We start from the raw sequence: 13,146 nt of genomic DNA, 5'->3' as shown, positions 1-13,146 counted from the left end.
CCGGGTCACGCCTTCATGCGCGCGTCTTCGGGATCGAACAGCGGCGTGCGGCCCGCGACGGCGACCTTCACGGGATACCGCTCGCCCATGTACTCGACCAGCAGGTCGGTGCCGACCGCCGCGTGCTCCGGTGGCAGGTACGCGAGGATCAACTGTTTGCCCACCGACGGTCCCGAGCCCGTCGACGTGACCCGTGACGGGCGGCCGCGCCGGTCCACGATCCGGCCGCCACCGAGCGTCAGGATCGGCTCGCCGCCCTGGGGATGGCGGCGCATCCCCGACGCCGAGACGTGGTCCTCGACGGTCAGCGTGCACAGCACCGCGACCGGTTCCCGTTCGCGCGCGGCCAGGTAGGCCTGCTTGCCGACGAAGTCGGCGTCCTTGACCTTCGGCAGGGCGAGCCCGGCCTCGACCGGGTCGTACTCTGCCTCCAGTTCGGCGCCCACGAGCCGGTAGCCCTTCTCCAGCCGTCCCGTCGTGCCGTACACGCCGGCGCCGGCGGGCACGACCCCGAACGGCTGGCCCGCCTCCCACAGCGTGTCCCACAGCCGTTCGCCCTGTTCGATCGGCGCGTGCAGCTCCCAGCCGAGGTCGCCGACGTAGGAGATGCGCACCATCAGGGTCTGCACGCCGTTGAGGTCGACCCAGCGCGCGGCGCCGAAGGGGAAGCCCTCGTTCGACACGTCGGCGTTCGTGATGCTGGAAACCATCGCGCGTGCCTGTGGCCCCCACACCCCGATCGTGGTCCAGGCCCCGGTCGCGTCCACCAGGTGCGCCGAGCCGTCGGCGGGCAGGTGGTCACGGAACCACTTCAGGTCGCGCCCCCGGTCGGCACCGCCCGTGATGATGCGGAAGTGGTCCCAGCCGAGCCTGACGATCGTGAGGTCGCTGCGGAAGCCGCCGTTGGAGGTCAGCACGGGCGTGTAGACGATGCGGCCGACCGGGCGGTCCAGGTTGGCGACCGTCAGGTACTGCAGGTAGTCGAGCGCGCCCGGTCCCGTGACCTCGAAGATCGTGAAGGCCGTGAGGTCGATCATCGCCACGCGTTCGCGCAGCGCCAGGTGCTCGGCGTCGATGATCGGTGACCACCAGCGGGCGTCCCACTCGTGCTCGCGGCGGGTGACGCGGTCGCCGAACTCGTCGAGCAGGTGCTCGTTGGACGCGTACCACTGCGGGCGTTCCCACCCGCCGGCCTCGAAGTAGACGGCGCCCAGCGCCTCGGTACGTCGGTGGAAGGGCGCGAGCCGGCTGCCACGGTCCGACGCCCACTGCTCGCGGGGATGCACGATCCCGTAGGTCTTGTTGAAGCCCTCCGCGGCGCGGGCGCGGACGTGGGTCGGGGTCCGGCGGTTGGGCGTGAACCGGGCGATGTCGGCGCCGTGGAGGTCGAGCTCCGGCTGTCCCTGCGTCATCCACTCGGCCAGCGCCCGCCCGACCCCGGGACCTTCCTTGATCCAGACGGCCGCCGCCGACCACAGCCCCTTCACCTCCGGCGTCTCGCCCAGCAGCGGCGAGCCGTCCGGGGTCAGCGAGAGCAGCCCGTTGATGGCGTGCTTGATGCCGGCACCCGGGGTGTCCAGCAGCGTCGGCATCAGCGCGAGCGCGTCCTCCATCTGCGGGTCGAAGTCCTCGGCCGTGAACGGCAGCTGCGTCGGCGACAGCGCCGCCTGCTCGATCGAGGGGATCTCGTCCGGCCAGTGCAGGATCGGCCGGTGCGCGTAGGAGCCCACCTCCATGTCGCCGCCGTTCTGGCGCTCGTACATGTTGGTGTCGACGTCGCGGACGATCGGAAAGGCAATCTCCGCGCGCGTCTGCTCGAGCAGCGGGATCGGTCCGACGTCGATCATCTGGTGCACCGCCGGCGTGAGCGGGATGCTGGCCCCGGCCATCGCCGCGATCCGCGGGCTCCACACGCCGCAGGCGATCACGACCAGCTCGCATCGCACCGTGCCCTTGTCGGTGCGCACGGCCGTCACGCGGCCCCGTTCGACGTCGACGCCCGACACCTCGGTCCACGGCGACACCTGCAGGGCACCGGCGTCGATCGCGCGCTGCCGCATGATCGTGCCCGCCTGGAGCGAGTCGACGACCGACACCGACGGCGTGTAGAAGCCGCCGAGAAGGATGTCGGTGTCGACGAACGGGACCAGTTCGCCGACCTCCTTGGGCCCGATCAGCTCGGCGTCGACCCCCCAGACCCGCGCCGAGGCCATCCGGCGGCGTAGCTCCTCCATGCGTTCCGGCGTCCGGGCGACCTCGATCCCTCCACAGGTGGTCTGCACGCCCAGCTGTTCGTACTGGCGCTGGGAGTCGAGCGTGAGCAGCGCCAGTTCCTTGCCGTGATCGACCGGGAAGATGAAGTTCGACGCGTGGCCCGTCGACCCGCCCGGGTCGGGCAACGGCCCTTTGTCCACGAGCAGCAGATTCCGCCACCCGAGGTCGGCGAGATGCCCGACCAGCGAGTTGCCGACGATGCCCGCACCGATCACGACGACGTGCGCCTGCTCCGGGAGCTCGGCCACGGTCTGCCACCTCCTGCCCCCGTGGGGCGCCGGTCACAACAGCTGACGGATCTGGTGCTCGAACCCGGCGACGTGGTCGCGCGCGATCGCCTCGGCGGCGTCGGCCTCGCCCGCCAGGATGGCCCGCAGCAACTGCTCGTGCTCGTGGACGGCGTCCTCGAGGCGTGGAACCCGGTCGAGGGCGAGGAACCACAGCCGCAGCGCCAGCACGTAACTGCGGTCGAGGGCCGCCTCCAGGAACGGGTTGTGCGCCGCCCGGCGGATCACCCGATGGATCCGCTGGTCGAGTTCGATCAGGTCCCGCTGCGCGGCGGCGCCGTCGGTTCCCGACGTCTCCTCCAGCAGGCGCGCGAGATCGGTGCGGTCGCGTTCGTTGCCGCGTCGGGCGGCCAGCCGTGCGACGAACCCCTCGAGCTCGACCCGGAGCTCGGAGATGGCGCGCAGGTCTCCGACGTCGACCGGGGTGACGTGGATCGCCCGGCGGGGGTGGACCTCCACGAGGTCCTCGTCGGCCAGTCGTCGCAGCGCCTCACGGATCGGCGTGCGCCCGAATCCGGTCTCGGCCATCAGCGTGCGCTCGTTGACGAGCGTGCCCGGCGCCAGCTGCAGCGTCACGATCCGGTCGCGAAGGACGTAGTACGCCTGCTCGCTCAGCGACGCCGTCGCGGCGTCTTCGGGGACCAGGACAGTGAGTCGGTCCAGGGACGCCGGCGCGCCCGTGACGAGCGGTGACGCGGCATCGGTGGTCACGGGCACTCCGATCCCCTCCGTTGCCGACGGTAGAGATATATCCGTGCGTCGTCAATGCGTATGCCAGAACCGTTCCGTGTTCCGCAACACGATCCGGCGTTCTACTCCCCCAGAGCCCCGTCGAGCTCGGCAGCCAGGTCGCGGCAGCCGCCCCATGCCCGGGACAGCAGGTCGGGGTCCAGGGCCCCCGCCTCGACGTTGAGCCGGACCAGCAGCGCGGCGCTGCGCGCCGCCGCCTCGGCGAGGGTGAGCGCCGTGAGGGCGTCGCCCCGGAGGTTGGGGTTGCCCTCGCGTGCGAGCCGCGCGGCGAGCCGACCGACGTCCTGGGCGCGGGCGATCATGCCCAGTGGCACCTCGGCGGCGGTCGTCAGCGCCGCGCGGATGCGCTGACGACGGTCCCCGTCCTGCGCCGAACGCGCAGCCCGCAGCACCTCGCCATAGGCGACGGCGTCCTGCTCTCCGAGGTCGAGCGACTCGTCGCGGGTCCGGTCGGCCGCGGCGGCGAGCTCCTGGCCGTCCTCGAGGTCGTCGGCGAAGCGGGCGGCCATCGCCACCAGCCCGGCCGCAGCGGCGATCGTCGTCGCGACGACGACCCCACCGGCCGGCGCGGCTTCGCGCGCCGCGACCTGGTCGAGGAACCGCTCGAGGGTGAGGTCACGCAGGTTCAGGACAGCCCCACGATCTCGCCGTTCGCGTCGATGTCGATGCGGTGGGCGGCCGGGTGCGAGCTCAGCCCCGGCATCGTGCGCATGTCACCGCAGATGGGGTAGACGAAGCCGGCACCCACCGAGGCTCGGACCTCACGGACCGGCAGCGTCCAGCCGCTCGGCGCCCCCTTCAGCAGCGGGTCCGAGGAGATCGACAGGTGCGTCTTGGCGATGCAGACCGGGAGGGCGCCGAACCCGTTGGCCTCGTAGCGGTCCAGTTGACGCTGGGCCGCCAGGTCGTAGGCGACCCCGTCCGCGCCGTACACGCGGGTCGCGACCGTCTCGATCTTCTGACGCAGGCTGGCATGGTCCGGATACAGCAGGCGGAACTCGCTGGGCTCGTCGGCGGCCTCGGCCACGGCCTCGGCCAGTTCAGCGGCGCCGCGGCCACCGTCGGCGAAGTGGGTGCTCACCGCCACCCGCACGCCCAGCTCCTGCGCGATCTCGCGGATCGCCTGGTGCTCGCTGGGATGGTCGGTCGGGAACGCGTTGATGGCGACGACGGCCGGGACCCCGTGGAGACGGATGTTGTCCACCTGCTTGCGCAGGTTGGCGGCCCCGGCGTGGACGTCGTCGGGCGCCTCGCGCAGCAGGGCGTCGGGCAGGGGACGCCCGGCCACGATCTCGTAGCGACCCGAGTGGGCCTTGAGGGCGCGGACGGTGGTGACGAGGACCGCGGCGTCCGGCTCCAGGCCGGAGGTCCGACACTTGATGTTGAAGAACCGTTCGGCGCCCATGTCGGCGCCGAAGCCGGCCTCGGTGACGAGGTAGTCGCCGGTGTGGATGCCGATCAGGTCGGCGACGACCGACGAGTTGCCGTGGGCGATGTTGCCGAACGGGCCGGCGTGGACCAGTACCGGCGTGTGCTCCAGCGTCTGCATCAGGTTGGGCTTGATGGCCTCGCGCATGATCACGGTCATGGCGCCCGCGGCCTTGAGGTCCTCGGCCGTGATGGGTTTGCCCTCGGTGGTGGCGCCGATCACGATGCGACCCATGCGCTCGCGCAGGTCCCGCAGCGAGGTCGCCAGCGCCAGCACCGCCATGACCTCGGACGCCGCGGTGATGTCGAAGCCGGTCTCGCGGATCACCCCGTCGGTCCGGGTGCCGAGGCCCGTGATGATGTTGCGCAGCGCCCGGTCGTTGACGTCCAGCACCCGACGCCAGGTGATGGAGTGACGGTCGACGTGGAAGAAGTCGTCGCTGTGGTGCACGTGGTTGTCGATCATCGCGGCCAGCAGGTTGTGGGCCGCGGTGACCGCGTGCATGTCGCCCGTGAGGTGGAGGTTGAGCAGCTCCATCGGTACTACCTGGCTGTGACCGCCACCGGCGGCACCGCCCTTGATACCGAACGTCGGACCCATGGAGGGCTGCCGGATCGCGACCGTGGCGCGCCGCCCGACGTGGGTGAACCCCTGCCCGAGGCCAACGGTCGTGGTGGTCTTGCCCTCCCCCAGCGGTGTGGGGGTGATGGCGGAAACGACCACGTACTTCGCGCGCGGGCGGTCCGCCAGCTCCTCGATCGCGGCCAGCTTGATCTTGGCCACGCCCTCGCCGTAGTGCTCCAGCAGGTGCGGGCCGATGCCCATCTGCGCGGCGATCGAGGTCAGCGGCTCGAGCCGCGCCCGACGGGCGATGTCGAGGTCGCTCGGCTGACTCATGCGTTCATGCGCCGACCGACCGAGTTGCGCGATGGACAACGTTTCTCGTCATGCGCAACAGTCTGCGGCACACGCGCCACGCGGTCAAGGATCGCTAGGGTGCCGGGCATGGCCAGCGACGGAACGGCGAGCGACCCTCGGAGGCGGGCCGCTGCCGTGCAGTCGGTCGACCGTGCCGTCTCGATCATGGAGATCCTCGCCCGTGACGGCTGGTCGGGCGTCACCGAGATCGCCCGGGAACTGGACGTCCACAAGTCGACCGTGTTCCGGCTCGTCTCCACGCTCGAGGCCCGCGGCATCGTCGAGCAGGACCCGTCGAGCAACAAGTACCGCCTCGGATTCGCCATGGCGCGGCTCGCGGCCGGCATCCGTGGCGAGATCGACCTGGTCGAGGTGGCCCGCCCGGCCTGCGAGCAGCTCAGCGAACGGCTAGACGAGCCGGTGAACCTCGCCGTGCTCGAGGAGGGCGAGGTCATCAGCATTGTGCAGGCGGACCTCTCCACGTCGCTGATCTCCGTGGACTGGATCGGGCAACGTCATCCGCTGCACGCCACCGCGAGCGGGAAGGTCTTCCTCACGTGGGGGCCGGCGGACCTGCGCCAGGACGTCCTGGGGCGGCCTCTCCAGGCACGGACGAAACGGACCATCACCGATCCGGACGAACTGCGGCGTGACCTCGAGCGGGCGCGTTCGCGCGGCTATGCGGTGACGATCGGCGAACTCGAACGGGGACTGCACGCGGTGGCGGCACCGGTCCGCGACCCGGACGGCGTCGTGGTCGCCGCGATCGTCGCCTCGGGCCCGGAGTACCGTCTCGAGCCGCGGCAACTGGCGGACGCGGGAGCGCTGGTCCGCGAGACCGCGGACACCGTCTCGCGGCGATTGGGCTGGCTCGGACCGACCGGGGACCTGGCCACCCAGGGCCGGTAGCCCGGCGCGGCGACCGGGCCGCCAGGCCGCCACGAGCCCCGCGGCCGGAGGGCAGAGGATGACGCTGGAGACGACCCGCTCCGCCGGGGACCTCGACCGGGTCGCCCGCGACACCGACGCCCCCGAGCTGGCGGCAGCGGCCTACACGCAACTCGTGGCTCTGCTGGAGCAGCTCGAACCCGACGAGTGGCGCGCACCGACCGTGTGCCGGGCCTGGAACGTGGCCGACCTGGTCGGTCACGTGATCGGTGCGGCGCGGTCCTGCGCGTCCGTGCCGGAGCTGGTGCGCCAGCAGTGGTGGGGCCGCCGGCACGCCGACGAGTTCGACGGCAACGGCCTGGACGCCACGAACGCGCTGCAGGTCCGCGAGCACGCGCACCTGTCCCCGCAGCAGCGGCTGGCGCGGCTGCGGGCGCTGGCGCCGGCCGCCGTCCGGGGGCGGATGCGGCTGCCGTCACCGCTGCGACGCGCGCGGCTGCCCATCGCGCCGCAGGGATCCACGGCCGCCGGGATGCCGACGCACTTCGCGCTCGGACGGCTGATGGACGTCATCTACACGCGCGACGTGTGGATGCACACGCTCGACGTCGCCCGCGCCACCGGCCGGCCACGGCCCCAGGCACCGACCCTGGACCGGCGCATCGTGGAGGACGTCGTACGCGAGTGGATGGAGCGTCACGGCGCGCCCCTCCTGCTCACGCTCACCGGCGCGGTCGAGTTGCGCGTGACGAACGGCGCGGCGACCCAGCAGCTCGAACTGGACGCGCTCGACTTCTGCTGGGTCCTGTCCGGGCGTGCTGACGTGGGCGGGGCCGCCGATGGACGCACACCGGTGTCCTTGCAGGCCACGCCGGTCGAGGCCGCCGGACTGCTGCGCACACGCCTGCTGTTCTGAACCGGCCGGGTGCGTCAGTGCTCGTCGAAGACCTCGTCGTCGTGCTCGCCCAGCAGCGGCGGCGGCGTGGCGGGCCGGCGGCCCGATCGGGACCAGGACACCGGCGCGCCCGGCAGCGCGAGGTCGCCGGCGGTCGGGTGCGCGACCCGGTCGACGAGGCCGAGGTGCTCGAGCTGTTCCCAGCCGTAGACCTGGTCCATCGTGCGGATACGCCCGGCCGGCACCCCGGCCTCGTTGAACCGCTCCATCCAGGCGTCGACGGTGTCCTTCGCCAGCACGGCGTTGATCTCCGCCTCCAGCTCGTCCCAGTTGGCGACGCGGTCACGGTTGGTCGAGTAACGCGGGTCGTCGACGTCCAGACCGGCGACCGGCGCGAACCGCTGCCACAGCCCCTCCGAGCCGACCGCGACGTTGACCCAGCCGTCGGCGCAGGTGAACGCGCCGTAGGGCGCGATGGTGGGATGGCGGTTGCCGCCCGGCTCGGGGACCTCGCCGGCCAGCGTCCAGCGGGTGCCCTGGAAGGTGTGCACGGCCACCGCCGAGGCCAGCAGCGAGGTGGTGACGCGTTGCCCCGTGCCGGTCCGTTCACGTTCGTGCAGGGCGGCCACCACGCCGTAGGCACCGAACATCCCCGACAGGATGTCGGTGATCGGCACGCCCATCTTCGTGGGCGGGCCCCCGACCGGGCCCGTGATCCCCATGAGGCCGGCCTCGCCCTGGATGATCTGGTCGAAGCCGGAGCGCTGTCCGTCGGGACCACCCTCGCCGAAGCCGGTGATCGAGAGGATCACCAGCCGGTCGTTGAGCTCGGCCAGCGCCTGCTCACCCAGCCCGAGACGGTCCATCACGCCGGGGCGGAAGTTCTCCACCAGCACGTCCGCATCCTGGATCAGGGCACGCAGACGCGCCAGGTCGTCGGCGTCCTTCAGGTCCAGCGTGACGGACTTCTTCGAGCGGTTGATCGACAGGTAATAGGCCGACTCCGCCTGGTCGTCGCCGACGAACGGTGGCCCCCACCCGCGGGTGTCGTCTCCGGATCCCGGGCGCTCGACCTTGATCACCTCGGCACCGGCATCGGCGAGCATCATGCTCGCGTACGGGCCCGACAGGGCGCGGGACAGGTCGACGACGCGGATGCCCGCGAGGGGGCCGGGTCCGGTGCGCTGCTCGGTCATGGGGGCTCCTGGTCCGGGCGACGTCGGCGTCGTTCGAGCCTAGTGGTCGGCCGCCGGCGGGTTCGCGGGCGGCGAGGCGACCGGGGTCTGCGGGGCGGGCGCGGGCTGCCACGGCTCCTCGGGCATGACGATCCAGGCCACGAGGTAGGCCAGGATCTGCGGGCCCGGCAGCACGAGCGAGACGACGGCCAGCACGCGGACCAGGGTCGGGTCGACGTCGAAGTAGGCCGCCAGCCCACCGCACACGCCGCCGATCACGCGGTCGGTGCGGGAGCGGTACAGGCGGCGCGGCGGTTGCGGCGCGGCCGGCGGGACGGACCCGGTGGCGCCGGAGGACGGCTGCTGCGACACGGTGGTGCTCCTGTCTGCGATCTCGGTTTCGTCCGACATCACGAGCATCCACCGTCCGCGGGCCACGGTCACTCCGGGAGTACCCGGTGCCGACCCCGAGTCAGCGCCGGTCGACCTCGGGGAAGGGCTGACCGTCCGGGTCGAGCCGCGCGTAGCCGGGGCCGCGGTCGAAGAACGCCGGCTGCTCGCCGCGTTCCTCGCGCAGGCGGGCGCGCAGATCGACGGTGGCGTCGTGGTCGACCACGGGCTCGTCGTCGGGGCCGGTGACCACGACGCCGTAGTCCTCCCGCGCACCGTCACGGCTGACCTTGCCCCAGAGCACGTCGCGGCCGACCAGGTCGACGTCGCGGTCCAGGGGGTCGCCCCAGCCACCGCCGCCGGTGGTGCGGATCCGGATCACCTCGCCGGCAGCGATCGGCTCGTCGTCGACCAGGCCCTCGAGCTCGCGCTCGGTGGGGCCGCCCGGGTCGACGGTGACCCGGAACGGCGCGCCGGCGCGGCCGCCGTTGACCCCCCAGCAGGCCAGGATCGAGCGGTCGGCGATCGACATGAACGACGCCGGCTCGAGCATCCGGATCCACTTGTCGTAGCCGAGCCCGCCGCGGAACTGGCCGGGCCCGCCGGAGTCGACCGCCAGCCCGAGCTTCTCCACCCGGAACGGGAAGCGCGACTCGGTGAACTCGGTCGGCAGGTTGCGCGAGTCGGGCACGACGTGGATCGTGTCCTCGCCGTCGCTGTAGTAGCGCCCGCCCGAGCCGCCGCCGAGCACCTCGCGCATGAGGTAGGAGCTGCCGTCGGCGCGCCGGCCGTAGACGCCCGTGTAGCGGATCGTCTCCTGGTCGGCGGGCATGCGCCCGTCGGTGGCCTTGGCCAACACCCCGGCGAGCACGCCGAGCAGCCGCAGGATCACGAACGTGCGGGCGTTGGTCGGCGCCGGGAAGATCGGCGTGAGCAGGGTGCCCTTCTCCGGGAAGCGCATCTCGATCAGGTCCACGATGCCCTCGTTGACGTCGAGCTCCGCCATCCGCTCGGGCGTGTCGGCGAGGTTGCGCAGGATCGGGCCGAGCCACTTCTTGAGGAAGTTGCCGTCGGCGTAGTCGCCGCAGTGGTTGATCGGGCCCTTGGCCTGCGGCGAGGTCCCGGTGAAGTCGATGATCAGCTTGTCCGGCACCTTGGTCAGCGTGATGCGCTGGCGGTGCAGCTTCGGTTCGTCGACGCCGTCGTGCTCCGCGTAGTCCTCCCACACGTAGGTCCCCTCGGGGATCTTGGGCAGGATCTCTCGCCGGTAGGTCTCCGCGTTGTTGGCGATGATCGCGTCGAAGCAGGCCTCGACGGTCTCCAGGCCGTAGCGCTCGAACAGCTCGGACAGGCGCCGCGAGCCCATCAGGCAGGCGGAGCACTCCGCGTCGAGGTCACCGGCCAGCGAGTCGGGCATGCGCGAGTTGCGGGTCATGATGGTGAGCGCGGCACGGTTGGGAACGCCCCGGTCCCACAGCTTGATGGGCGGGACCATCAAGCCTTCCTCGAAGACGCTACGTGCGCCCGAGGGCATGGAGCCGGGCACGCAACCACCGATGTCGTCGTGGTGGCCGAAGGCCTGCACGTAGGCGACGACGCGGTCCTCGTGGAACACCGGCACGGTGACGCACAGGTCCGGCAGGTGGCCGATGCCGCCCTCGGAGAGGTAGACGTCGTTGTGGAAGAAGACGTCGCCCGGGTGCATGGTCTCCGGCGGGAAGTCGCGCGCGACCGGGTGCACCAGCGCGGAGTACGACCGGCCCGTGAGTTTGCGCAGCTTCGCGTCGTGGATGCCGGCGCGGTAGTCGTGCGCGTCGCGGATCATCGGCGAGCGCGACGTCCGGCCGATCGCGTCCTCGACCTCCTTCTCGATCGAGGCGAGCGTGCCCTGCACGATCTCCAGCACGATCGGGTCGACGCCCTTGGATGCGGCGTGCGGGGCTTCGGGTGCGAGCGGTTCGTGGTTGCTCATCACCGCGCTCCTTCGGCGGTCGTGTCGGCGTGCACCGAGGTGACGACGAGGTTGGCCAGTTCGTCCACGCGCGCGGAGAAGCCGGGGTGGATCGGGACCGTGGACCCGAACTCCTCGACGATCGCCGGTCCCTCGACGAGGTCGCCGGCGCGCAGCCGCTCGCGGGCGTAGATCGGGGTGTCGACGGCGTCACCGCCGAAGACGACCGGGCGGGTCCCGGTGCGGGCCCCCGAGGTGTCGCCGTCGCCCGGCTCCAGGCGCCGCAGGCTCGGCCGCTGGATCGGGCCGACGCCGCTGACGCGCAGGTTCACCCACTCCACGCCGTGGCGCGGCTCGTCGCGGTAGCAGTAGCCGTAGAGGCGTTCGTGCTCGTCGTGGAAGGCGGCGACGACGGCGCGCTGGAAGTCGGCGTCGACGGGTCCGGCGGAGGCCGGCACGCGTACCTCGAAGGCCTGCCCGTCGTAGCGCAGGTCGGCGGTGCGCACGAAGCGATGGTCGGCGGGGTCGAAGCCCTCGCGGTCCAGCGCGTCGGCGGCCCGCTCCTCCAGGGCGCCGTAGACCGCGGCGATCTGGTCGAGGTCGAGGCTCGCGTCCGGGACCACGTGGGTCTGCACGTAGTCGTTCTTCACGTCGACCGTGAGCAGGCCGAAGGCCGACAGGTTGCCGGGATCGAGCGGCACGACCACGGCCTGCAGGCCGAGGATGTCGATGAGCCGGCAGACCAGCAGCGGCCCGGAGCCGCCGAACGCGGCCATCGCGAACTCGCGCACGTCCAGGCCACGTTTGACCGTGATCTGGCGGATGGCGTTGGCCTGGTTCCAGGCGGAGATCTCCAGGATGCCGCGGGCGGCGTCCTCGGAGCTGAGGCCGAGCTCGCCGGCCAGCCGCTCGATGCCGGCCCGGGCGGCGTCGCGGTCGAGCGGGATCTCGCCGCCCAGCAGGTGCGGCGGGATGCGCCCGAGGAAGACGTGCGCGTCGGTGACGGTCGGTTCGGTGCCGCCTTTGGCGTAGCACAGCGGTCCCGGGTCGGCGCCGGCGGAGCGCGGCCCGACCTTGAGGTTGCCCTCGGGGCTGATCCAGGCGATCGAGCCGCCGCCGGCCCCGACGGTCACGATGTCGATCATCGGGATCTTGGACGGGAAGCGGCCGATCGAGCCCTCGGTCGTCAGCGTCGGCTCGCCGCCGAGGACCACGGACACGTCGGTCGAGGTCCCGCCGCCGTCGCAGGTGAGGATGCGGTCGTAGCCGGCCTCGCCCGCCACCAGCGCGGCACCCAGGGCACCTGCGGCGGGACCCGACAGCACGGTCGTGATCGGCTGGTGCACGACCTCGTTGGAGCTGATGACCCCACCGTTGGACTTCATGATGTAGAACGGGACGCTGACCTCGGTGGCGCCGCCGTCGCCGTTGCCGGTGGTGTAGGCGTCCAGGCGCTGCGCGATCCCGCGGATGTAGCGCCCGACACGCGGTTTGACCGAGGCGTCGACCAGCGTCGTGACGGTGCGTTCGTACTCGCGGTACTCGCGCAGCACCTCGCTGGACAGCGAGACGACTGCGTCCGGGTGCTCCCGCTGCAGCACCTCGAGCATGCGCCGCTCGTGGACGTCGTTGGCGTAGGCGTGCAGGAAGCAGACCCCGATGGTTTCGATGCCGCGGCCCCTGAACCAGCGCGCGACGGCGACCGCGTCCTCCTCGTCGAAGGGGGCGACCTCCTCGCCGCGGACGTCCAGCCGGCCGCCGACCTCCTTGACCCGGTCGACGGGGACGATGCGGTCGGGCTTCACCCAGAAGTAGCTGTTGCCGTAACCGTCGGGCACGGACTGGCGAGCGATCTCGAGGATGAACCGGTAGCCGGTCGTGGTGATCAGCCCCATGTGCTCGATGCGATCCTCGAGCAGGGCGTTGGTGGCCACCGTCGTGCCGTGCGAGACGGCCGCGACCTCCTCGCCGCCGGCGCCGAGCAGGCCGAGCACCTTGTCGACCCCGTTGAGGAAGCCCTCCCCCGGGTCGCTGGGCGTCGACGGGGTCTTCGTCGTGGTCAGCGAGCCGGTGGACTCGTCGAACGCGACGACGTCCGTGAAGGTGCCGCCGGTGTCGATGCCGATGCGGATGCGTCTCACGAGCTGTGCTCCTTCGTCCGGCCGGCCCGGCTCCGCGCCACGGCGGGC

General features: G+C 71.9%; 10 protein-coding genes. 2 read left to right on the top strand and 8 right to left on the bottom strand.

The window, feature by feature from the left end:
- Positions 1-5 precede the first annotated feature (5 nt).
- The 4 genes from ACERM0_RS09175 to ACERM0_RS09160 form a co-directional block, all read right to left on the bottom strand.
- Positions 6-2,522, bottom strand: coding sequence for an FAD-dependent oxidoreductase (locus ACERM0_RS09175; protein ID WP_373678273.1), 2,517 nt, complete (start codon positions 2,520-2,522; stop codon positions 6-8).
- 33 nt (positions 2,523-2,555) lie between these two features.
- A complete protein-coding gene (locus ACERM0_RS09170; RefSeq protein WP_373678272.1) occupies positions 2,556-3,272 on the bottom strand; it encodes a GntR family transcriptional regulator in 717 nt (238 codons plus the stop codon).
- A 101-nt stretch (positions 3,273-3,373) separates the two neighbouring features.
- Positions 3,374-3,934 (bottom strand): cyclodeaminase/cyclohydrolase family protein, encoded by a 561-nt coding sequence (locus tag ACERM0_RS09165; RefSeq protein ID WP_373678431.1) that lies wholly within the window; start codon positions 3,932-3,934, stop codon positions 3,374-3,376.
- 2 nt (positions 3,935-3,936) lie between these two features.
- Positions 3,937-5,637 carry a formate--tetrahydrofolate ligase gene (locus tag ACERM0_RS09160; RefSeq protein ID WP_373678271.1) on the bottom strand — a complete coding sequence of 567 codons (1,701 nt, stop codon included), beginning with the start codon at positions 5,635-5,637 and terminating at the stop codon, positions 3,937-3,939.
- Positions 5,638-5,745: 108 nt separating this feature from the next.
- Here ACERM0_RS09160 and ACERM0_RS09155 point away from each other — a divergent pair, with 108 nt between their 5' ends.
- Both ACERM0_RS09155 and ACERM0_RS09150 read left to right on the top strand, forming a co-directional pair.
- The gene (locus tag ACERM0_RS09155) at positions 5,746-6,567 is read left to right on the top strand and encodes an IclR family transcriptional regulator (protein ID WP_373678270.1); all 822 of its coding nucleotides are present in this window, start codon (positions 5,746-5,748) and stop codon (positions 6,565-6,567) included.
- Between the two features lie 58 nt (positions 6,568-6,625).
- Entirely contained in the window at positions 6,626-7,462 is an 837-nt protein-coding gene (locus ACERM0_RS09150; protein ID WP_373678269.1) for a maleylpyruvate isomerase family mycothiol-dependent enzyme, read from the top strand.
- 14 nt (positions 7,463-7,476) lie between these two features.
- On the opposite strand, the gene ACERM0_RS09145 is transcribed toward ACERM0_RS09150, so the two are convergent.
- The 4 genes from ACERM0_RS09145 to ACERM0_RS09130 all read right to left on the bottom strand — a co-directional run bounded on the left by ACERM0_RS09145 (position 7,477) and on the right by ACERM0_RS09130 (position 13,098).
- Positions 7,477-8,637, bottom strand: a complete 1,161-nt coding sequence (locus ACERM0_RS09145; protein WP_373678268.1) for a CaiB/BaiF CoA transferase family protein — start codon at positions 8,635-8,637, stop codon at positions 7,477-7,479.
- Between the two features lie 39 nt (positions 8,638-8,676).
- On the bottom strand, positions 8,677-8,988 hold the full coding sequence (locus ACERM0_RS09140) for a PspC domain-containing protein (protein ID WP_373678267.1): 312 nt from the start codon (positions 8,986-8,988) through the stop codon (positions 8,677-8,679).
- A 100-nt stretch (positions 8,989-9,088) separates the two neighbouring features.
- Entirely contained in the window at positions 9,089-10,978 is a 1,890-nt protein-coding gene (locus tag ACERM0_RS09135; RefSeq protein WP_373678266.1) for a hydantoinase B/oxoprolinase family protein, read from the bottom strand.
- Positions 10,978-13,098, bottom strand: coding sequence for a hydantoinase/oxoprolinase family protein (locus ACERM0_RS09130; RefSeq protein ID WP_373678265.1), 2,121 nt, complete (start codon positions 13,096-13,098; stop codon positions 10,978-10,980). The genes ACERM0_RS09135 and ACERM0_RS09130 overlap by 1 nt, the downstream gene beginning before the upstream one ends.
- Between the last annotated feature and the right edge of the window lie 48 nt (positions 13,099-13,146).

The organism is Egicoccus sp. AB-alg2, assembly GCF_041821065.1.
GTDB lineage: Bacteria > Actinomycetota > Nitriliruptoria > Nitriliruptorales > Nitriliruptoraceae > Egicoccus.
This window is presented reverse-complemented; position numbering and strand designations above follow the sequence as displayed.

Bases quoted from the DNA above. Each gene is read 5' to 3' on its own strand.
- ACERM0_RS09160 (WP_373678271.1), bottom strand. From the start codon at position 5,637: ATGAGTCAGCCGAGCGACCTCGACATCGCCCGTCGGGCGCGGCTCGAG.
- ACERM0_RS09155 (WP_373678270.1), top strand. From the start codon at position 5,746: ATGGCCAGCGACGGAACGGCGAGCGACCCTCGGAGGCGGGCCGCTGCC.
- ACERM0_RS09150 (WP_373678269.1), top strand. From the start codon at position 6,626: ATGACGCTGGAGACGACCCGCTCCGCCGGGGACCTCGACCGGGTCGCC.
- ACERM0_RS09145 (WP_373678268.1), bottom strand. From the start codon at position 8,637: ATGACCGAGCAGCGCACCGGACCCGGCCCCCTCGCGGGCATCCGCGTC.
- ACERM0_RS09135 (WP_373678266.1), bottom strand. From the start codon at position 10,978: ATGAGCAACCACGAACCGCTCGCACCCGAAGCCCCGCACGCCGCATCC.